The sequence below is a fragment of the uncultured Spongiibacter sp. genome (assembly GCF_964011655.1).
Lineage (GTDB): Bacteria > Pseudomonadota > Gammaproteobacteria > Pseudomonadales > Spongiibacteraceae > Spongiibacter > Spongiibacter marinus.
Map to the genome: position 1 here is coordinate 12,703 of NZ_CAXGPO010000007.1, position 20,560 is coordinate 33,262.

General features: G+C 56.5%; 22 protein-coding genes. 9 read left to right on the plus strand and 13 right to left on the minus strand.

The window, feature by feature from the left end:
• The first annotated feature begins 26 nt into the window (after positions 1–26).
• Entirely contained in the window at positions 27–563 is a 537-nt protein-coding gene (locus ABNS66_RS05220; RefSeq protein ID WP_286840177.1) for an N-acetyltransferase, read from the plus strand.
• 65 nt (positions 564–628) lie between these two features.
• On the opposite strand, the gene ABNS66_RS05225 is transcribed toward ABNS66_RS05220, so the two are convergent.
• The gene (locus ABNS66_RS05225) at positions 629–1,111 is read right to left on the minus strand and encodes a nucleoside deaminase (RefSeq protein ID WP_286840179.1); all 483 of its coding nucleotides are present in this window, start codon (positions 1,109–1,111) and stop codon (positions 629–631) included.
• A complete protein-coding gene (locus tag ABNS66_RS05230) occupies positions 1,104–1,808 on the minus strand; it encodes an NAD(P)H-dependent oxidoreductase (RefSeq protein ID WP_286840181.1) in 705 nt (234 codons plus the stop codon). The genes ABNS66_RS05225 and ABNS66_RS05230 overlap by 8 nt, the downstream gene beginning before the upstream one ends.
• A 133-nt stretch (positions 1,809–1,941) precedes the next feature.
• On the opposite strand from ABNS66_RS05230, the gene ABNS66_RS05235 reads away from it, so the two are divergent.
• Positions 1,942–2,793 (plus strand): LysR family transcriptional regulator, encoded by an 852-nt coding sequence (locus ABNS66_RS05235; RefSeq protein ID WP_286840183.1) that lies wholly within the window; start codon positions 1,942–1,944, stop codon positions 2,791–2,793.
• A 47-nt stretch (positions 2,794–2,840) separates the two neighbouring features.
• Here ABNS66_RS05235 and dsbG read toward each other — a convergent pair whose 3' ends face one another.
• Positions 2,841–3,620 carry a thiol:disulfide interchange protein DsbG gene (gene dsbG / locus ABNS66_RS05240; RefSeq protein ID WP_286840185.1) on the minus strand — a complete coding sequence of 260 codons (780 nt, stop codon included), beginning with the start codon at positions 3,618–3,620 and terminating at the stop codon, positions 2,841–2,843.
• Positions 3,621–3,689: 69 nt separating this feature from the next.
• Positions 3,690–3,983, minus strand: a complete 294-nt coding sequence (locus tag ABNS66_RS05245) for a glutaredoxin domain-containing protein (protein WP_286840186.1) — start codon at positions 3,981–3,983, stop codon at positions 3,690–3,692.
• Between the two features lie 198 nt (positions 3,984–4,181).
• Here ABNS66_RS05245 and ABNS66_RS05250 point away from each other — a divergent pair, with 198 nt between their 5' ends.
• Positions 4,182–5,168 carry a carbon-nitrogen hydrolase family protein gene (locus ABNS66_RS05250; RefSeq protein ID WP_286840188.1) on the plus strand — a complete coding sequence of 329 codons (987 nt, stop codon included), beginning with the start codon at positions 4,182–4,184 and terminating at the stop codon, positions 5,166–5,168.
• Between the two features lie 59 nt (positions 5,169–5,227).
• Here ABNS66_RS05250 and ABNS66_RS05255 read toward each other — a convergent pair whose 3' ends face one another.
• The 3 genes from ABNS66_RS05255 to ABNS66_RS05265 form a co-directional block, all read right to left on the minus strand.
• Positions 5,228–5,413, minus strand: coding sequence for a DUF6435 family protein (locus ABNS66_RS05255; protein ID WP_286840190.1), 186 nt, complete (start codon positions 5,411–5,413; stop codon positions 5,228–5,230).
• Positions 5,414–5,571: 158 nt separating this feature from the next.
• The gene (locus ABNS66_RS05260; RefSeq protein ID WP_286840192.1) at positions 5,572–6,474 is read right to left on the minus strand and encodes an NAD(P)-dependent oxidoreductase; all 903 of its coding nucleotides are present in this window, start codon (positions 6,472–6,474) and stop codon (positions 5,572–5,574) included.
• Positions 6,475–6,509: 35 nt separating this feature from the next.
• Positions 6,510–6,920, minus strand: a complete 411-nt coding sequence (locus ABNS66_RS05265; protein ID WP_286694657.1) for a nuclear transport factor 2 family protein — start codon at positions 6,918–6,920, stop codon at positions 6,510–6,512.
• Between the two features lie 100 nt (positions 6,921–7,020).
• Between ABNS66_RS05265 and ABNS66_RS05270 the strand changes: the two genes are divergently transcribed.
• Together ABNS66_RS05270 and ABNS66_RS05275 are read left to right on the plus strand one after the other, a co-directional pair.
• On the plus strand, positions 7,021–7,878 hold the full coding sequence (locus tag ABNS66_RS05270) for a LysR family transcriptional regulator (RefSeq protein ID WP_286840194.1): 858 nt from the start codon (positions 7,021–7,023) through the stop codon (positions 7,876–7,878).
• Between the two features lie 148 nt (positions 7,879–8,026).
• Positions 8,027–8,491, plus strand: coding sequence for a YiiD C-terminal domain-containing protein (locus ABNS66_RS05275; RefSeq protein ID WP_286694655.1), 465 nt, complete (start codon positions 8,027–8,029; stop codon positions 8,489–8,491).
• Positions 8,492–8,517: 26 nt separating this feature from the next.
• On the opposite strand, the gene ABNS66_RS05280 is transcribed toward ABNS66_RS05275, so the two are convergent.
• The 4 genes from ABNS66_RS05280 to ABNS66_RS05295 form a co-directional block, all read right to left on the minus strand.
• Positions 8,518–8,820 carry a hypothetical protein gene (locus ABNS66_RS05280; RefSeq protein ID WP_286694654.1) on the minus strand — a complete coding sequence of 101 codons (303 nt, stop codon included), beginning with the start codon at positions 8,818–8,820 and terminating at the stop codon, positions 8,518–8,520.
• Positions 8,821–8,991: 171 nt separating this feature from the next.
• The gene (locus ABNS66_RS05285) at positions 8,992–9,291 is read right to left on the minus strand and encodes a helix-hairpin-helix domain-containing protein (protein WP_204996271.1); all 300 of its coding nucleotides are present in this window, start codon (positions 9,289–9,291) and stop codon (positions 8,992–8,994) included.
• Between the two features lie 110 nt (positions 9,292–9,401).
• On the minus strand, positions 9,402–11,297 hold the full coding sequence (locus ABNS66_RS05290) for an amidohydrolase family protein (RefSeq protein WP_286840195.1): 1,896 nt from the start codon (positions 11,295–11,297) through the stop codon (positions 9,402–9,404).
• A 21-nt stretch (positions 11,298–11,318) separates the two neighbouring features.
• Positions 11,319–11,909 carry a TetR/AcrR family transcriptional regulator gene (locus tag ABNS66_RS05295; RefSeq protein WP_286840197.1) on the minus strand — a complete coding sequence of 197 codons (591 nt, stop codon included), beginning with the start codon at positions 11,907–11,909 and terminating at the stop codon, positions 11,319–11,321.
• A 120-nt stretch (positions 11,910–12,029) separates the two neighbouring features.
• On the opposite strand from ABNS66_RS05295, the gene ABNS66_RS05300 reads away from it, so the two are divergent.
• The 3 genes from ABNS66_RS05300 (at position 12,030) to ABNS66_RS05310 (ending at position 17,420) form a co-directional block, all read left to right on the plus strand.
• Positions 12,030–12,947 carry an alpha/beta hydrolase gene (locus ABNS66_RS05300; RefSeq protein WP_286840198.1) on the plus strand — a complete coding sequence of 306 codons (918 nt, stop codon included), beginning with the start codon at positions 12,030–12,032 and terminating at the stop codon, positions 12,945–12,947.
• 186 nt (positions 12,948–13,133) lie between these two features.
• The gene (locus ABNS66_RS05305; protein WP_204996275.1) at positions 13,134–14,354 is read left to right on the plus strand and encodes an argininosuccinate synthase; all 1,221 of its coding nucleotides are present in this window, start codon (positions 13,134–13,136) and stop codon (positions 14,352–14,354) included.
• A gap of 123 nt (positions 14,355–14,477) precedes the next feature.
• A complete protein-coding gene (locus ABNS66_RS05310) occupies positions 14,478–17,420 on the plus strand; it encodes a choice-of-anchor I family protein (protein ID WP_286840200.1) in 2,943 nt (980 codons plus the stop codon).
• 71 nt (positions 17,421–17,491) lie between these two features.
• On the opposite strand, the gene ABNS66_RS05315 is transcribed toward ABNS66_RS05310, so the two are convergent.
• Together ABNS66_RS05315 and ABNS66_RS05320 are read right to left on the minus strand one after the other, a co-directional pair.
• The gene (locus ABNS66_RS05315) at positions 17,492–18,031 is read right to left on the minus strand and encodes a response regulator transcription factor (RefSeq protein WP_204996277.1); all 540 of its coding nucleotides are present in this window, start codon (positions 18,029–18,031) and stop codon (positions 17,492–17,494) included.
• An 11-nt stretch (positions 18,032–18,042) separates the two neighbouring features.
• Positions 18,043–19,302: an ATP-binding protein gene (locus ABNS66_RS05320; protein WP_286840201.1), complete on the minus strand. Its 1,260-nt coding sequence runs from the start codon at positions 19,300–19,302 to the stop codon at positions 18,043–18,045.
• A gap of 142 nt (positions 19,303–19,444) precedes the next feature.
• On the opposite strand from ABNS66_RS05320, the gene ABNS66_RS05325 reads away from it, so the two are divergent.
• Positions 19,445–20,488, plus strand: coding sequence for a transporter (locus ABNS66_RS05325; protein ID WP_286840202.1), 1,044 nt, complete (start codon positions 19,445–19,447; stop codon positions 20,486–20,488).
• Positions 20,489–20,560: the final 72 nt, after the last annotated feature.

Here is a 20,560-nt window from a genome sequence, read left to right on the forward strand (position 1 = left end):
CGTTTGCACTGAGAGCAACTAGATTGATGAGACTTGCATTATTCAATGAATCCGATATAGGGCCCGTTGTCGGGCTGTTTCAGCGGGTTTTCTCAGATGCTGAAGGAGAGACAGAAGGGCAGGTGATTGCGGATTTCGTTAAGGACCTGATTTCAACTACACCCCCGTCTGCGGTTATTGGCTTTACTGCATGGGAAGGCGATGCTGTTGTTGGCGGTATTTTCTTTAGTCAGCTTATTGTGCCGAGCGGGCAGCTTGCCTTTATTTTGTCACCGGTTGCGGTGTCAACGGATATGCAGGGCAAAGGGGTGGGCCAGGCGCTTATTCGATACGGTTTAGATCATCTGAAATCGCTTGGAGTTGAGTTGGTGTTTACCTATGGCGACCCTGGCTATTATTCCAAAGTGGGCTTTGAGCAGATTACCGAAGCGATAGTAAAAGCCCCATGTCCCTTGAGTCAGCCGATTGGCTGGTTGGCGCAATCACTCGATGGCGGCGCGTTACAGGCGATGAGTGGCCCCACACAGTGTGTTGAGGCGCTCAATGACCCTGGGCTTTGGTAACGTTTCAGTCGCTATAACTTTCGGTTTTATTTAGCCGTTTCTCCTCCCCCCTTGGTGCTGTTGGTTTAATTACTGTTACGTAATTGCTGTTTTGCCACCTGAAATGGCAGCAGTTTCCTGTCGTTCTCTAGCATCACCACGTTAAGCGCATTCAGTAGGCTGGTGTTTATGTGTCTGTAGGTCCATCGGTAGTCGAAGCCGTGGTCGGCGGCATCATGGCGGCTCGAAAGGCAGATCACGTTTTTGATATCGGCCATATGGATGGCCATATAACAGAGCGCGCAGGGCTCGCCGGAGGCAATAAGTGTCGCGCCGTGTAACGCAACGCGGCGCGTTTTGCGTGAGGCGTTTCGTATTGCCTGAACTTCGGCGTGGGCGGTGCAGTCGAGCTGTTGGCCGACCTGATTGACGCCTTCGCCGATGACTTCCCCTTGTGCATTGATAATCAGTGCGGCGAAGGGCAAGCCACCGGCATTGGCGTGCTGAATCGCCAGCTCGATGGTGCTTTCTGCGTGCTCTGGCAGGCGGCTTTCGAGAGCGTTATGCACTTTCTGCCTCCGTTGTGGGCGATTGCGTCGGCATCGCGCCGCATAGTTCGGTTGCAAGGTGCTCGGCACGGGCCTTTGCCTGGTCGAGTGAGTGGCGGTGCCGGTCGTCGCCAAATTCCTGGTATTCCGAGGCGATTTCATAGCTGGTTTCCACGCCCAAATATTTGCTGAGCGTTTTCAGGTGAGGAACCAGATGGGCGGAGTGCTCGCGGATACCGCCCTTTTCAAAGCCGAATTCCCCCGTGGATGTCACGATGACTAGCGTTTTTCCAGATAGCAGTGGCTGTAAGGGGTAGTCGCCGCGCGACAGGTCAAAGTCGAAGGTTTTATTGATCCGCACAATTTGGTCGAACCAGGCTTTAAGTTGGGCGGGCATACCGTAGTTGTACATTGGTGAGGAAATGACGATGATGTCGGCCGCTGCGACCTCTGCGATCAGTTCGTCGGAGAGGGCCAGTGTTTGCTGTTGTGCCGGGCTGCGGTAGTGCTCGGGAGTAAATACCGCGCCAATCCAGTCTTGGTTGATAAATGCCGGTGGGTTTATGCCAACATCTCTGTAGATATATTCATCTAGAGGTCGGTGCTTTTTCCATGTCTCGATAAATCGCCGCGCGATATTTTTCGACAGGGAGTCATGCTCGGGGTTCGGGTTGCTTGCTGCTCTTACACTAGAATCGATATGGAGTAATGCTGTCATGGCCGTTCTCTCGCTCAGTTAGTGACAGGGATATTTTGTGTCGCTGTGGGTGGGCGAACAAACGATAAAAACACACTTGCAGATGAGCTAAACTCATCTAAAGTCTCGATGCTTATAGTTGGGGAGGTGGACGTTGCAAGTATCGTTGCAGGCACTTAAAGCGTTTGAATCTGCTGCCCGTTTGGGCAGTTTTAAGTTGGCCGCTGAGGAGCTGTCGCTAACGCCAACGGCGATCTCCCACCACATCAGTAATTTGGAGGGACGCTTGTCGGTCAGTTTATTTCATCGCCAAGGCAGGCGGATTGCGTTAACCGCAACAGGGGCGCGCCTGGCAAAGGCAACCTCGGAGGGGTTTCGTAAAATTGATAATGCCCTGGATGAGGTGATGAGGGCGGGCACAGCGGTAAGGGTGACAACGACCTCGTCGTTGGCGGCGATGGCGCTGATTCCCGCTCAGCACGAATTTGAACAGGCGAACCCGGGTATCTCTCTGGAAATATCGACAGGCGAGTCAGTGGATAGCCAGTCTTACATTTTGCCTGTTCGCTATGGCGATGCGGCGAGAGTTGAGCCCTCGGATATCATTCGACACGAGTCATTTAATGTCTTTGGCGCTCCCGGAATGGCGGCTCCTGGCAGCTGGAACGAGGGAGTTACCCTGTTTACCACGCATTGGAAAAATACTGCCTTGCCGGAGCCGCCGCTCACTGCTTGGCTTGAAGAGAATGGGCTGCAGGGTGCAAAACTTAACTGCGTTCCCTTTGACCAGGAGTTATTCGGGATTCAGCAGGCAATGGCCGGGCGCGGGCTGGTGTTTTGTTCAACAACGCTCGCTAAGCGCTTGGTGGATACCAAACTGCTGCAAAGCGTTGACACGCGAGAGGTGACTTCCAGCCTGTGTTATTACGTGCCGAATAAAAACAGCTTTGAAACGCGTGGCGCCGTGCGCTTTTTGGAGTGGGTGGAAGCGCTGTTGAATGGGTAGGCCGTGCGCGCCATCCTTGGTTTTCTGCTCGAATAAGCCATAAAGCCTCAAGGCTGGATTCTGCCCTCCATCATCAGGTTTAGCGTGTGCGCTGGCGGCATGCCCAAGTGCCTATGTAGCCGACCCTTGGCATCTTTGTAGTAGATGCCTGGTGTGGCTGGCACGCCAAGTTTTTGCATTAGTTGGTTGTTGGCCCGCACCTGTGGTTCGCCGCGTATGCGAGCGCTTTCCTGCACGACAATGCCGCCGCGTTTATGTTGCGTCACGTTTTGCATATAGGCCGCGTGCGGATTGGCAGCGCCCAGAATGGTCGCGGCTTTGGGCAGGCTGCTGGGCGTGAGCACGCCAACCAGAATGTGCCTGAGTTGAACCTGTCCCGACTGAATCCAGGGGCTAGCGGCTTCGCGGAAAGCTTGGCAGTAGGGGCAGTTGGGGTCGTAAAAGGCGTAGATAATCGTCGCTGCGCTGTTATCGCTGTCGGCGACCCAGTGGCTTGATGCAAGCTCGGCCCAGGTTTGACTAGCTTTGGCGGGGTAGTACAAGGCATCGATTGTCTCAGCGGAGAGATTGTTGCCGTCTTGGTCGATATGGGTGCCGACAAAGGCGTGCTGCTTATCTTTGCTCACATAGACGGTGATCGGCTTGCCTTGCGATTCCAGAATGTAGCCGCGCACGTCGGGCGTGGCGTCGAAGTCGGCGACCATGCTCAGGCCGCGATCCAGTATGTGCTGAATGATTTGCGGGTACTCTCCAGCAAGGGTGATGTTTGATGAGAGCAATAGCGCGCTGCCAAGGGTAATGGGTAGGCGCTTGAGCAAGTGTTTCATAGCGTTATGAACCAGAGGGTAGTGGAAGTTGGGTTGCTGGATTTGTGCGGCTTGGTGATGAGCGCGTCGCTAGCGGCAGGGCGAGAGTTGGTTTCGCGCTCGGTGAAGCATCACGCGCATATTGGCGTGAGAAAGTGCCAGGCTCTCTGAGATTTGTCTGCCACCCGTCTCGATTTTCAGGCAGGGAACCTGCGTTTTGCCGCCGCCCTGACGAAGCTCTCGGCGATAACCTGGGTTAACGGCAATGTCCCGTTGCGCCACGTCCAGCTTCAAGCTTTTGATCGCTGCGCGGGTATAGGCACAAAATGGGCATGCCGGGTAGTGATAGAGCGAAAGTCTGGTTTGAGTGCTGTCGGTATTCATCGGCGGTGCCTCCCTGAAACATGGCCTTATCTTGGCGCAGGGAGCGGCAGTGAACTTGGCCTAACATCCGGAATTTTGGTCATATTGTGTAGTGTTGGGTAATGAGGCTGCTGGGGGGCATGGCGGCAAATGGCATAGACTGTCGCTTGAGCCCGCGAAGGCGAGCGCGTGGAAAATGAGTGAACGAGGCCTGCATCAGTGAGTGCAAAGCAAGTAAAAGCCGCTGCTATTCAGCTTGAAGCGAAAGCGGGTGATGTCGCCGCCAATCTTGAGTTGGTTGAGGCGTGGTGTCGGAGTGCGATCAGCCAAGGGGCGACATTGATTGCGCTTCCGGAGTTTTTTACCAGCCGCATCGTTTTTGACGAGTCGGTATTTGAGTCTGTTTTACCAGTAGATAATGAGGCAGTGGATCTACTGCGTGCCCTTGCGCAGCAATATGCGTGTTCGATTGGCGGCTCAATGCTAATTGCCGATGGCGATGATATCTACAACCGCTATCACCTCTTTGAGCCCAGTGGTGATGTTCATACCCACGATAAAGACTTGCCCACCATGTGGGAAAACGCATTTTATGCCCCGGGTAATGACGACGGTTGTCTCCATACCGAGCTGGGGAAGGTTGGCGCGGCTGTGTGCTGGGAGTTGATTCGCACACAGACCGTTAAGCGCCTTTCTGACAAGGTGGACGTCATGATGACCGGGTCGCATTGGTGGACGTTGCCAGATAACTGGGGGGCATTGTTTACAAAATTGACTGCGGCGACACGGCAGTACAATCGCTACCTGTGCGAGAACGCGCCGGTGGAGTTGTCACGTTTGCTCCGGGTGCCGGTGGTGCATGCTAACCACTGTGGCCACTTCGAAACGGTGAGTACCTGCCTTCCGGGTACAATACGCGGCCTGAGGTTTCGATCTGAGTTTGTGGGTTGCGCGCAGATCGTTGATGGCGATGGCAAGGTGCTTGCCAGCCGCGCCGCTGCTGAAGGCGAAGGACTTGTGCTGGCGAATATCGAGCTGGGCAAACGCGGCGCGCCGCAGCCTCTAGGCGACTGTTTTTGGATTCCCAGTTTGCCTTGGCTGTTGAAACTCAGCTGGGTACAAGACCGTGCGTGGTCCAGGTCGTATTATCGCCGCGAAGGCCGGCAACTGGGGCTGGCTTCTGCTGCGCAGCGGTTGAATCGATAAACATGCGAAGGCTGCGCGTGTTGCCGCCAGAGTTTGCGTTTTGACAAATTCGCCGCTGTTCACCCGCCGCTGTGTTGGGCGTCTTTGAGCTGCTGCATCTCAGCGGCTATCTGCTCGGCTTCGGCAGTTATCATCGAATACGCTTTAATATCGCCATTGCGCTGCGCCTGCATCGCTTTTTCCAGTTTGGCCAGATACGCCTTGTTGAGCTTGGCGACGGGGTCTTTCTTGAAGAGCGAAAACATGGTGTGGTCCTTGTAAACGTGTCTTCCTTCTACGATGGCCGGTCGGTTCTGGTTGTGATGTGTTGAGCAGGGAGCGCCCGCTCACTTACCCGATGTCATTGGTGGCCTAATGAGCAGGCGGCCAGCCGCGCTCGCTTACGGCCTGTTGCGTAAAGCGATCACTTCCCGCCGTAGGCGTTTATCAGCGTGTTGATCGTCGCTTTGATCTGGTGGCGGTCGTAGCCCAGTTCGTCAACGGCTTCCGGGTCATAGCTAACCGTCGCACCGGCGCCGGCAAACATAATCACATTTGGCAGAAGCGGGTGGTCGTCCTCCCGGACCTCGAGCGTTTGCGGGTTGCCTGCTGCGTCGAACCAGAGTTCGAGGTATTCCTTCCAGCTGTAATTCTCATCGCCCAGCAAATAGGCCCGGCCTGATTCGCCGTGATCCAATGCTGCCAACGTCGCCTGGGCCACCGAGTGAGAGCTAATGTGGTTTGTGCCGCCCTTGGGGGCAAACACCGGCAGCTCTAAGGCGCCGCTTGCGTAGGCCACCAGCGCGCCAATATGGGGGATATCCAGTCCCGGTATGTGCCCCATAACAAAGGGTAAATTCAGACTGCATACGGTGAAGTTGTCGCTGCTCATTGCGCGCACCGCCTCATCGGTATTGCTGCGCGACGTCACATAGGGGCACTCGCCAATACGATGCGCCGCCACCTGCGGGTAGAAGGTGCCAATGTATACGGCGCGGCGCACACCGGCCTCGCGAGCAGCGGCAAAAAAACGCGGTACCGCGTTGTCGTTCACTTCCCGGTAGAAGTCGTCCGGCGTGACGCTGCCATCCACCGGCAGCTGACGAATATCGGCTGCGGCCGCGAAAACCAACGCATCAAAGCCGTTTAAGCGGCCGTCGTTCATATCGTCGTTGACGTAGTCTCCCTGCAAAAAAGGCAGGGCCGCCAGGGGCGGTGCTGTTGGTTTGTTGCGCGCCATAATAGTCACGTTGTGACAGTGCGACTTCAGATAGAGGGCCGCGTCGCCGCCAATCAAGCCGGAGCCACCGACAACAAGTACGTTCATAGTTATGCTCTCGTTATTGTGCGTGTAAATGGAATTTAGCTATTGAGCGGGTGATCGCTGGTCCACACCACGGTCACGTCCCGGCGGGCGTATCGGTAAGCCCCTTCGGCGTAGACCACCTGTTCCTGGTAGCGAATCCCCATGTCCAGTTTTCGTCCCTGACCGGCCTTTTCGTAGATATGGGAGGCAATGCAGTAGGTTTCGCCTTCGTAGCAGTCGCCTTGCCACTCGCCCAGCTGATTGCCAACCAAATGAAAGGTCGCACTATAGTTATCGGCGAGTAGATTCAACATGCCGACAAAGGCATCGGCACTCTCACAAAGCCACTCTGGGCCGCGCTGGGTAAAGTCGTCGACGAGTAGCTCGCGCATGGCGTCGAACGTTCGGTTGTCGACAATCTGCGCATAGCGAAGCGCCAGGGCCTGGGCATCTTGCACGCTGTGCATACATCAACCTCCAGAATTGATGGAATCGCTACAGTCTACGAAAGACTGCACTGTTATAGTTAGTTCAATGAAATAACAATTATTGTGAGAAAATGTACAAATGGACTGGGATGATATTCGCTACTTCACCGTGCTCGCGCGCAGCGGCTCGCTCAGCAGTGCGGCGCGCAAACTGGGTGTGACCCATGTTACCGTGGCTCGCCGCATCGACCGCTTGGAAACGCGGCGCAAGGTAAAGCTCTTTGACCGCCGCCAGAGTGGCTACCGCCTGACTATTGCCGGCGAACGCCTGATGAGCGACGCCGAAGCGGTGGAAGAGCGCTGTATTAATTTCGAGCGGAAAATGCGCGGCCAGTCCGATGTGCTGGCCGGTCCCTTAACGCTGTCGATTCCCGAGACCACATTGATCGACCTGTCGGCGCCGTTAGCTGATTTTATGCGGCGATACCCGGATATCGAGCTCACCGTGTTTGCCACCTCGGCGCAACATAACCTGAACCAGTCTCAGGCAGATATTCTTATCCGCATCACCGACCACCCGCCGGAGTTGTTGGTAGGGCGAAAACTGACGGATATTTCCCTGTTTGCCTATGGCACAAGGGAGTATCTGGAGAGCATCGACGGTGAGTTGAATAAGGCCTCTTGGGGTATTTGGCAGGCGGCCTTTGACAGCAATCACGGCGATCGCTACTTCCGCAATATGGTCGACGACCCGCAAATCACCTTGCGTACTAATAGCAACAGCCAGTTGGTGGCGATGGTTCGGCAGGGTGTTGTGCTCGGCTTAATGGCGGCGCCCATCGCCGCGCGCTACCCTGAGCTTCTGCCCGCCTGCGATGAGCCATTGGTGACCACCGAGCTGTGGTTGCTAACTCATACTGACCTGCGCGACTCACGCCGGGTACGCTGTTTTATGGACTTTATGTCGGAAACTGCCCTGCGCCCCTGGATACGATGAATGCCTTTTCCCCGCCCTGACGCTAAATGCGCAAACGGCCGGCGACGCTATCACGCCATTGATAAATCGGTTAGTGTGCGTTGCTTGGTACGCGGCTGGCGGGTAATACACGCCTCTGCCGTTTTTTACAGACAGTAAGGTAGACGATATGAAGTTGTCCCCGCGGCTATTTAAATTGATGCTTAATTGTTATCCGCCCTACATCGGCGCGGGTGTAAAGGTGGACCACGTCAGTCAGGATTGGCAGCAGTTGCAGGTCTCTATGCCTTTGCGCTGGTATAACCGCAACGCGGTGGGTACGCATTTTGGCGGCAGCCTGTATTCGATGGTTGACCCCCACATTATGCTGCTGCTCATGCAGATTTTCGGCAAAGACTATTTGATATGGGATAAATCTGCAGATATCGAATTTATCAAACCGGGGCAGTCCAAAGTCACGGCGGTGATGACCATTTCAGATGAAGATATCCAGAATATTCGCGATAACACGGCAAACGGCGACAAGTACTTTGCCCATTTCACCGTCGACATTGTTGATGCCTCCGAGCAACTTGTGTCGCGGGTGCGCAAGGTGATTTACATCAGAAAAAAGCCGCAGGCTCGCGCTAAGTAAAGCCTGAATAGGGCCGCAGCCCTGTTTTAGGGGCTTTCCGTATCCAACGCTAACTCCACCCAGCCCTTGATGGCCTCGATGTACACAAAACTCGCATTCAATGCGCTGACCTCGCGCACATCGCCGTGGCGGGGTGGGTCGTAGCTTTCCAGGCCTTCCAGGGCGAGGCTGCTGGCCATGCTGGGTTTGCTGGTGAGGGCAGCGGGGGTGGTGTCGAGGTGAAGTTCCTGCGCGCTCCATATTTCGCCCTGCCGCTCAACGGGCTTGTTGGCATGTTGGTCGGCGAGAACGAATACGGCGGCCGTGCCAGCCATTTTTTTGTAGTGCATGGTGCTACCCATTGGAGTCAATCAAAAACTAACACTACGGGGCCGCAGCCGAGGCTGCGCTGACCTGGATCAAGCGCTTTTCACAAACTGGCTCTGATCAGTTGGTGAGGTGGACGGCTTTGCAGAGGGGAGGGGAGCAGGGCACTGGCAGCGCTGCCAGTGCCAACGGCCTTACTTGCTTGCGGTGGTGTTTCGCGCCTCCAGCTCAATGATTGCGAGGTTATCCTTCAGCACTTTTTTGCCAACACCGGGCACGTCCAGCAGGGCTTCGCGGTCTTGGAATGGGCCGTGTTTTTCCCGGTAACGCACAATGGCTTGCGCGCGTTTTGGGCCCACGCCCTTTAGCTCCGTGAGTTCGGCAGCGGTGGCTGTGTTGATATTCAGTGCGCTGGCTGGGGCCGAGAAAGTCAGCGCCAGTACAAAGAACATACTGATAAGTGTAGCGAGTTGCGGCAGTGAATAGCTCATCATCCAAATCCTTTTTGTTGATGAAATAGAAGTGTGCGGTCCATGCACAATTTGAGTGTAGCACAGCATCTTAGGCGCGCTTGCCCGGTGCTAACATGCTGTGCCAGAGGGGCTTAATGCGCTCGGCGACGCAGCAGCCGGCCAAACTTTTGCTTGCCCAGCTGCGGCGAAAACTGCTGGTCGCGCCATGCACTTTGGCCGCCAATAAACACCTGTGTTACCACGCCGTCGGAGCGATTGACCAATTGCTCGTGCCGGAATTCCTCGCGGTAGCGCCGCTCTACATTGGCTTGGCCCTCGTAATTGGCAAGTTGCTTTGGGTCAACCAAAATCAGGTCGGCGGTATCGCCAACATCAATGCTGCCACCGTCGACGCCGAATACGTCGGCGGCGTCGCAGGTCAGGCGTTTCACCATGTAGCTCACGTCCTTGTCGCCGCCTTCGGCCGCCAGCTTTAAACAGCGCAGGTTTACATCGTAAAAGGCCATGTTGGTGAGGTGGGCGCCGCTGTCGTTAAAGCCGGGCAACAAAAGCGGGTTCATAATCAGCTCGCGGACCTTTTGCGGGTTCCTATTTGCGGTGATCGTGCTCCACGATAGCGCGGTGTCAAAGCTGCGCAGCAATTGCAGCATAAAGTCGGCTTCGTCGTTGATTGCGGTGAAGTCGCGTTCGACGAGCTGCCGCTCTTCTTCGCCGAGGTCTTGCGGTGGCCGCTGCTGCAATATTGCCAGTACGCGCTCATACACGGTTTGCAGGTCTTTGCCCTGCCAGTTTTCGATGGGGCAGCGCTCGACGGTCATATCGGCAAGGGTGCGATTGAAGGCGTAGTCTTCGAGCTTGAGTTTGCGCTTCAGGCGCGCCAGCCCCCAGCCCTGTTTACCGCTCATCCACATGCGCTTAAAGGCGCGAATATAGTCCGAGTCATTGAGGATGGCGAGGCGCGCAGCGCGGTCTTCTAAGTCGGTTTCATTGAGCGCACGCAGTTCGGGGATTTCCTCTGATAGTGGCGTAATGACGCCGTCGGCCCAGGTTTTGAACGCGGCGCCAAGGGCCTGCATATGGAAGTTGCCTTTCAGCCAGCGGCTGTTGAGCATTCGAGCCAAAAACAGGGCCAGGCGAACGATCTTCTTGTTGTTGGCGATATCCAGTGCGGCGACCACGGTGGTGGTGAGAGGGCGGCCGTGTAAGCGGCCGCTGGTGAGCAGAAACGTTTTCAGTGTGCCTAGAGCACTGTCTTTAGGCGGTGTTGCCTGCCAGATACCGCCGGCGTCACGCACCACTTGGGTGAGCGCTTTTAGCTCGCCATATTTGGCAAATTGTGTGGGGATGGTTTTGTGGCAGTTGGGTTGGTTCGCCAGATAGTGAAAGGGCAGGGCGTCGGTGGAAAGGCCGACGTAGCCGTCGGCGAGCGCGCCTTTCAGTGTACGTTGCATGGCACTGAGCTCGGCCTGGCTGGGGTCGCGACTAATGCTGTCATTAAAGCCCATCGCATCAATGCGCAGCATGGAGTGGGGCAGCAGGGTGACCACATTCGGGCCGAGTGCGAGGCCATCGAGATGGTTCAGGTATTCGGCCGGTGTCTGCCAGGAGACTTTCTCGGCGCAGTCTCGCAGTACGCCCTTGGGAATATTCTCGACGCGGGCATAGCAGTCAACGATGGGGTCGGCGCCGTTTTCGCGTTGCGCGCCGAAAGCCAGCCCCAGGCTGCAGTTGGCGATCACCACTGTGGTAGTGCCGTGGCGGGTGGACTCGGGCAGTCCCGGGGCGACCTCCAGTTCCAGGTCATAGTGGGTGTGAATATCAAAGAGTCCGGGCATGGCCCACAGGCCCTTAGCGTCGATGACTTTGGTGTTTGGTCCGGGTTCAAGCGCGGGGCCGCGGGCGAGAATGCGGCCGTTGCCGATGGCAATGTCTTCGATAACCGGGTCATGGCCACGGTTAAACACCTTGGCCTGTTTAATCAGGGTATCTATGTCGGTTGGGGCGATGCTGCTGTGTTGGTTTGTCATTATTGTTATTCCCGTTTTGGTTTAGCTTGGGTGGTGTAAATAGCTGGCGAGCATTCGGGCTGCCTGCTGAATAACCGCGTCTTTGTCCCGTTTTGTTTCGCTATGAAATACATGGCGATGAACCACGCCTTCGGCCATCGCAAAGAGGTTGTAGGCCACGAGGTCGGCATTGGGCAGCTTGAGCGCGTGGACAAACTGCACCACGTGCTGCTGCAGCTTGGCTTCGCCGCGGTTGAGAATGTCTGCGAGCGTGCCGTCGACGTTGCGGCGGTGTTCGAAGATCTGGTGGAGCTCGGGCTTTTGTTCGTGGAAGTCGTAGATAAAGCGCAGGCTGTTTTCCAGGCGCGCCTCGATGTCTGTCGTGGGCGGGCTGCTCTGGTGATCATCGAGGGTGTGCTCGAGCTCGAAAAACCACTGCTCGGCCAGCGTATGAAGCATGTCGTCTTTGTTGTCGAAATACTGATAGAAGGTTCCCGTCGCAACCTCGGCGTGCTCAGCAACAATTTTTGCCGTACAGCCCTCGTAACCCAGTTTGGCAAAGCAGTGCTCAGCGGCGCTAATCAGTGCATTGCGTTTGGCGAGTGCGCGCTGTTGTGTGGGCAGGGCTTTCATGAGTGGTTAGTGAGCCTTGTGTTGTTGTGGTGGCTAAAGGCAGTTCAGTATAAATTGAACTAGACGTCAAGTTCGGATTTAGCTACGGTGATTGCAACAACAATAACAAGGGGCGAAATAATGGCTGCCGCTAACGATAAAACACTGTGGAATGAGGCCAACAAACAGCTTTGGCGAGAACAAGGGCGGATGCTGACAGTGCTGGGCCACCGCCTGTTCGTGCGCGATGACGGCGCGGCAGATCAACCGACAATACTTCTGATTCACGGCTTTCCCACATCCAGTTGGGACTGGCAGGGTTTATGGGAAGGGCTGCGCCCGGACTACCGCCTGATCACTTTGGATATGCTCGGGTTTGGCTTTTCGGATAAGCCCAAGCGCCGCGACTACAGTATCCATTTGCAGGCTGATCTGGTGGAGGCCGTGCTCAGCGAGCTGGGCGTGCAGCGCTATCACGTGCTGGCCCACGACTACGGCGACACCGTCGCTCAGGAGCTACTAGCCCGTCAGCAGGAGGGCGGCGGCGTCGGGCAGTGGCTGTCAGGCTGTTTTTTAAACGGCGGCTTGTTCCCGGAAACCCACCGCGCCTTGTTAACGCAGAAATTATTGCTGTCGCCGATTGGGCCGCTGCTGAATCGCCTGTCGGGCTTTGCCCAATTTCGCAAGAATTTCAGCCGGGTATTCGGCCCGGATACTCAGCCCCGCGACACGGAGTTAAACGCCTTTTGGTCGTTGATCAACGAAAATGACGGCAAGCATATCTTCCATAACTTGATCACCTATATGCGAGACCGAAAGCAGCACCGGCAGCGTTGGTTGGAGCCATTGCAGCGCGCGGAGCTGCCGCTGGCGCTGATTAATGGCTCGGTTGATCCGGTTTCCGGCGACCACATGGTGCAGCGCTACCAGCAGCTTGAGTGTCGTTTGGACTTTCTTGCGCGCCTGCCGCGCATCGGCCACTACCCGCAGGTGGAAGCCCCCAATGAGGTGCTGACGGAGTACAAAAACTTCCTGGCCGCGGTGTCAGCGGAAGACTAGCGCCAATATAAGGCGGCGCGGCTTTCGCTAAATTTCGGTTCGCGGCGCTGAGGCGGGGGCATTTATTGCGATGATTCCTGCCCCAGCGGGCTTGCGGCATGGCACCAGCGGCCAAAGAGCGTTAAAATGGCGGCCTTTTTCCCACCCTGCGGCCCAGGTGCCTGCAGGCGTTTTTCGGAGTGTGTTATGTCGGATATCAACAAGGTGGTACTGGCCTATTCTGGCGGCCTGGACACCTCGGTCATTGTTAGATGGCTTCAGGAAACCTATGACTGCGAAGTGGTGACTTTTACTGCTGACATCGGTCAGGGCGAAGAGGTTGAGCCAGCCCGCGCCAAGGCTGAGGCGCTGGGTGTGAAAGAAATCTACATCGATGATCTGCGCGAAGAATACGTGCGCGACTTCGTGTTTCCGATGTTCCGCGCCAATGCCATTTATGAAGGCGAGTACCTGCTGGGCACCTCCATTGCCCGCCCGCTGATCGCCAAGCGCCTGATCGAGATCGCTAATGAAACCGGCGCCGATGCCATTTCGCACGGTGCCACAGGTAAGGGGAATGACCAGGTGCGCTTCGAGCTGGGCGCGTACTCACTGAAGCCGGGGATTCAGGTGATTGCTCCCTGGCGCGAGTGGGATCTGACCTCTCGCGAAACGCTGATGGCCTATTGCGAGACCCACAATATCCCGGTGGATTTCTCCAGCAAAAAGAAGAAGTCGCCCTATTCTATGGACGCCAACCTGCTGCATATCTCCTATGAAGGCGGCAAGCTGGAAGACCCTTACTGGGAGCCTGAAGAAGACATGTGGCGCTGGAGTGTTAGCCCAGAGGCGGCGCCCGACAAGCCAACCTATATCGAGATCGGCTACCAAAACGGCGACCCGGTTACGCTGAACGGCGAAGCACTGAGCCCCGCGACCATGCTTGAGACCTTGAACAAGCTTGGCGGCGCCAACGGTATTGGTCGTCTGGACTTGGTTGAAAACCGCTACGTGGGTATGAAGTCGCGCGGCTGTTACGAAACACCGGGTGGCACGATCATGCTCAAGGCCCACCGCGCTATCGAATCAATCACGCTGGACCGCGAAGCGGCCCACCTGAAAGATGAGCTGATGCCGCGCTACGCCAAGCTGGTATACAACGGTTACTGGTTTAGCCCCGAGCGCCGGATGCTGCAAACGGCCATTGATGAGTCGCAGGGCTTTGTGAATGGCACCGTGCGTCTGAAACTCTACAAAGGCAATGTGGTCGTAGTAGGTCGCAAGTCAGACAACTCCTTGTTCGACGAAGCGATTGCCACCTTTGAAGATGATGCCGGCGCCTATGATCAAAAAGACGCCGAAGGCTTTATCAAGCTCAATGCACTGCGCTTGCGCATCGCGGCGAACAAAGGCCGCTCGCAACTGTAAGGCAGGGCGAGGATGAGTAAGGGGGCTGCGCAGGCCCCCTTTTGCTGTGCGTGGCAGTGACTTAACAACAATAGTAATGAATAAATGGCGCTGCGGCGCCTTCCTCTGATTTAAGGCGTATTGATGATGGGATCCACCAAGGCTTTTGCAAAAACTCTATCGGTGCTTGCCGCTGCCGCACTCGGCCTGGCTGCCTGTAGTGGCGACAGTAGCTCCAGCAGCCGCAGCTTGTCCTATGAACTCAATTCGCGACAGTTTTTTGTTGAGGAGTCACTCGGCAGCGTGCAATTCCAAGGTGGCGCCAGCTTGGATCTCAGCCTGTCTATTGGCAGTAGCGCATTTCGCTCGACCGATGAGGGGAATAATTTTTTCTACACCTTAAGCGATCGCGGTCCGACTTTTGACTGCTCAGAGAGCCAGGCAATTATCGGTGTAGCGAATTTGTGTGGTGGAAATGCGGGTACGGTTTTCGCTCTGCCACAGTTTGCGCCGCAAATTCAAAAGTGGAAACTCAGCGGTGTGGGCACCAAGCTCAGCATTGAAAAGCTTGAGACCATTCGTATTTCCACGCAAAACGGTTCGGATGTAAACGGCCTGCCCAATGAAGGCTCAGGCGAAGTGGGTTACGACCCCAACGGTAATGAGCTGGGCACCAGTGCCAATGGCTTCGATCCCGAGGCGCTGGTGCGCCTGAATAATGGCCGCTTCTGGGTGGCCGATGAATACGGCCCCAGCCTGGTGTTGTTGGAAAGTGACGGCCGCATTGTGCGCCGCGAAGTTCCTCAGGGGCGTGGCGTCGACTACGTTGCTGCCGGGTACACCGTGAGTGAAGGCTTCCTGCCCGGTATTCTTGCTCGTCGCCAAGTCGACCGCGGGATTTCAGCCTTGGCCGTGACGCCAGACAACGAGTTCTTATACTTTGTGATGGAAGCGCCGCTGGCTAACCCCAGCGTGGCGGCGGTAGCCGATTCGCGCGTGGTGCGTATCGTTAAACTGGCGTTGAATGACGACGGCAGCATTGCCAGTGTTGATAGTGAATACCTGTATCGCCTGGATACGCCCTCACAGTTTGCGACCAAACACGATGGTAAAGGCGCGCTGGACAACGGTGAGTTTGTCAGCCAAAGCGAGGTGCGCGTAACCGAAGCGGCCGCCGTGGATGTGGACAGCCTGGTGGTGGTTGAGCAGGCTCGCGACGTGAGTAAGTACTACCGAATCAACCTCGCCAATGCGACCAGTATTCTTGGCAGTCAGTGGGACCAGGAGAGTACCTCGCCCAGTCTGGAAGAGCAGTTCCTGGTTAGCGACGCGCCCTTTGTCGTGAAGCAATTGGGTTTTGATAGCCTGAGCATGCCGCTGCCGGCGGGTATTGATGCGCTCGGCGAAAATATTGAAGGCCTGGCACTGCTCAGCTCGGCGTTTGTTGCCGTGGTGTCGGATAACCGCTATGGCGTGTATGACCAAAGCAGTGCCGGCGCGCGCAGCCGTATCAGCATTCTGCCGCTGGGTAGCTTCATTATCAGCAGCACGCCGCCCTATCGCCCAAGCCTGGATTATGCCGAGTCGGCCAGCTATCAACGTGCCGATGCCCAACCCGATACTGGCGCGGCAGAGATTGTTGCCGTGGATACCACCAATGACCAGCTGTTTGTGGTCAATGCCCAGCTTGGCATTGTCGAAGTGTTAGATATTGAAACGCCCCTGCAGCCTACGCTGTTGGGGCAACTCGATATTGCGGCGGCGGCCACCGATAGCGGTGTGACCCTCGGTGCAATCAATAGCGTGGCTGTGGGCACACAACACGTTGCCGTTGCTATTGAAAACAGCGACCGTCAGCAAAACGGTATTGCCGCGCTATACAACCTTGAAGACCTTACCCTGGCGGCCACGTTCGAGGTGGGTGCCGGGCCGGATATGCTGACCTTTGACCTGCTGGCGCAGCGCTTGCTGGTTGCCAATGAAGGCGAGCCCAATGATGACTACAGCATCGACCCCGAAGGCAGCGTAACCCTCATTGACCTGACTGACGGTGTTGATGCCGCGGAAGTCACACAGATAGGTTTCAGCGAATTTAATGCGGGCGGTGCGCGCGCCAGCGAATTGCCCGCCGGTGTGCGGGTGTTCGGGCCGGGTGCCAGCGTCGCCCAGGATTTGGAGCCGGAGTACATAGGCGTAGCGCTGAACAACAGCAAAGCCTTCGTCAGCTTGCAGGAAAACAATGCCGTAGCGGTGATCGATTTCGACAGCAAATCCGTCAGCGAGATTTTCGCGCTGGGCACCAAAGACTTTGGTGTGAAGGGCAATGAGCTGGATGTTAACGACGACGGCAGCATTAATTTTGGGCTGTGGCCGGGCGTGGTGGGTATGTACCAGCCGGATGCGATCGCGGCCTATCAGTTTGCAGGTAAGAATTTCTTTGTTACCGCCAACGAAGGTGATGCCCGCGATTACAGCGGTTTTTCCGAGGAGCTGCGCGCCAGTGACCTCGATGGTGTGAGTGGCCCGGATATCGACCCGGCAAACCCCAGTGCCAATGCAGCCGCTGACGACAACCAACTTGGTCGCTTGAAGGTGAGCAGCGAGGCGGGCAACACCGATGCTGACAACGACATTGAAGAAATCAGTGCCTTTGGTGCGCGGTCCTTTGCGATCTGGGATGAAGAGGGCAACTTAGTCTTCGACTCCGGCGCGGATTTGCTGCGCGTGACCCACGCTTTGCTGGGCAACAATGCCAACGACCGCGACACCCGCAGCGACGACAAAGGCGCCGAGCCTGAAGGCTTGACGCTGATCGCCAGCCTGGGGCGTGTCTATGCCTTTATTGGTTTGGAACGCACCGGCGGCATTGCGGTGTACGACGTGACCTCGCCCTACGGCGTGCAGTTTGTGCAGTATGTGAACAATCGCAATTTTGCGGCTGACCTGCAAAACGAAACGGGCGATGTGGGTCCAGAAGGGCTGACCGGCTTCCTGAAAGAGGGCGTGGGTTACATTGTTGTCGGCAACGAGGTGAGCGGCAATGTACGCATCTTCGAACTCGATGCCGGAAACAGCGTTAGCGATTAATTCTGGGCCCTGCGGGGCCTTGCATCTCTGCCCCGGGTGTTGCCCGGGGTTGCTGACTTATATAGCCGCTTTTAAGACTTAACCGGCCGCTTCTGTAGTTTTCGCTGCAAGGTGCGCCGGTGCATTCCCAGCTGCCGTGCCGTGGCAGAAATATTGCCATCGTTATCCTTCAGAGCCTGTTGAATATGCTCCCAGGTCATGCGCTCCAGCGACGGTGCGTTACTGGGGGGAAGGGCTTGCCCCGGCTCAGGCTTTGAGCTCTCCTCCAGCGCGGCGAGAATCGCGGCGGTGCCAGCGGGCTTCTGCAAATAATTATCTGCACCCAGTTTTATGGCATCCACGGCGGTCGCGATGCTGGAATAGCCGGTCAGCATCAGCATGCGTATGTCGGGGAAGCGGTTGCGCAAATAGGGAATAATGTTCAGACCCGACTCCTGGTCAATTTTCAGGTCCACCACCGCATAATTCGGAACGTACTGCTGACAGCATTCGCGGGCCTCATCGAGATTATTCGCCAGCTTTACCTCATAGCCCTTGCGCGTTAGCGAACGTTGCAAGGCGGTGCAAAAGGCGTCGTCATCATCAATGACTAAAAAGCGTTTAGCGGTCATGGCGTATCCCCTCAATAGCTTCGCTGAGTAATCGCGGCCAGCGGCAGGCTTAGCTCCAGGCGACTGCCGCCTTCCGCGCGGCGCTGCCACTGTAGCTGGCCGCCGTAGCGTTCGGCCGTGGCGTGGCTGAGCAATAGGCCCAGCCCGAGGCCCTTTCCTTTGGTGCTGACATAGGCGCGGTGAATACGCCCCTCCGCGCCGGGCAGGCCCGGACCGCGGTCACAAATCGTTATGTATAAATGAATATCGTCGCGATGAACCGCCAGCGCAACATCGTCGGGGCTGGCGTCGGCGGCATTGTTTAGCAGGTTGAGAATGCTCTGCGAGACGGTGCCGTCTAAGTTGATGGACAGGCTCTTGCAGTCGTCGGCAATGGACACGGCGACAGCGCAAGCGGGTCGCATAAGCTGCCAGCGGTCGATAACACCGTCGATATAGCTAACCACTGCTGTGGCTTCTGCTTGCTGGGTACTCAGGTCGCGAGCGGTGCTCACCAACTTATCGAGAATCTGTTTGCAGTGGTCGACTTGCTCGCTAAGTGCCTCCACATCGTCGGCATAGTTGTCGTCTATTTCGTCCAGCAAGTCTTCGCTAATTACCTTAATTGTGGCTAGCGGCGTGCCGAGTTCGTGCGCTGTACCGGCCGCGAGTGTGGCGACGGCGAGCAGTTGTTCGTCTTGTAGCTGGCGTTCACGCACCTGGGCGAGCTCGTTTTCTTTTTGGCGTAGGCTGGACGCCATGGCGGATACGAAGTAGCTAATAAGCAGGGCGCTGACCACGAAGTTCATCCACATGCCGACCATATGCATATTGATGGCCGGGGCGTTGTGCATATGCTGGGCGTGGGGCGAAAGGGGCGCCAGCGGGATGAAGTAAAACAGCAGTAGCCCATATGCCAGCAGCGATACGATCACCAGGCCCCAGGTGTAGCGCAGCGGCAGTGTTGTCGCCGAGATGCACAGGGGCACCAGCAGGTAAGAGATAAATGGGTTGCTACTGCCACCGGAGAGGTACAGAACGGCGGTAAAGCCGGCGACATCAATGCACAGCTGAACGAAAAATTCTAAGTCGGTAACGGGCCAGCGCTGATAGCTGCGCCACCAGCAAAAGGCGGCAAAAATAGCGATGACGCCAAGCAGCAGCTCGAGTGTTACGTAGGGGAGGAGCCAGCCAAGCTGGTATTTGGCGAACTGCAAGGCACCGAACTGCCCGGCGATAACAACGCTACGAATCGCGCAGAGTCGGCGCATATTGGCGATGTCTGAATTCACAGGCCGCTCCAGATAAAGAGGCGAGTATAGCGCTTGTCGCCATGTAGGCGAATGACTGCGACATTTTGTCGCAGAGAGGGTGGCGGCGATTTTGCTACCATGTAGCCAACTTTAGGCTTAGTCATAACAACAGGCAATTTCTATGTCCCGCTCTACTCTTTGCACGGCGCTACTGTCGGCTGCGGTTTTAAGCTCAACCCCTGTATTTGCGCACGACGACATTGTGCAGGTGGCGTCGATGGGCGCGGCCGCCCACGGCCCCATTGGGGTAATGGGTGACCACACTCACAAGGCGGGTGAGTGGATGTTCTCCTACCGCTATATGGCGATGGAGATGGAAGGCAATCTCGACGGTGGTGACTCGCTCTCTGCCCGAGAGATTACCGGCACGATGATGAACCCCGGCCCCTATATGGTTGCGCCGCTAAGCATGGATATGGAAATGCATATGTTTGGTGCCATGTATGCACCCAGCGATGACGTTACGCTGATGTTTATGCTGCCCTACCTGAGTAACGAAATGGATCACCAAACGCGCATGGGTGGCCGCTTTACGACAGAGAGCAGTGGTTGGGGCGACGTGAAGGCCTCGGCGCTGGTCACACTGTATACCTCTGCCGATAATGCCCATCGAGTGCACGCCAACCTCGGCCTAAGCTTGCCAACTGGTAGCATTGACGAGCGCGATGACACGCCAGCAATGAAAAATGCCAAGTTGCCCTACCGCATGCAACTGGGTAGTGGCAGCGTCGACCTGCTGCCGGGTGTGACCTACAGCGGTCAGGATGCGTCACTAAGCTGGGGCGCCCAGCTGGCGTTGACCATTCGCAGTGACTACAACGACAACGACTACCGTCTTGGCAATCGCGCCCAAGTAAGTGCGTGGTTGGCGCACAGCTTCTCTCCGGCGTTGAGCGCTTCGTTGCGCGTAACTCACAGCGCCTGGGGAAATATCGAAGGTGCGCGAGACGATCTGAATCCGATGATGGTGCCAACGGCGGACCCCGATGCGCAGGGCGGCGAGCGCAGCGAGCTCTCATTGGGCCTCAATTACCTGTTCCTGAAAGGGGCTGCGAAGGGGCACCGGCTGGCGCTGGAATATGGCGAGCCGGTTTACCAGCACTTGGACGGTCCGCAAATGGAACTGGACTCGACGCTAACCGCGGGCTGGCAATACGCATTTTAATGCGCCTGTCATAGAGCTGCGTCAAACTCCAACATCAATGGCATGCTATTCTGGCATGCCATTTTTGGTTGT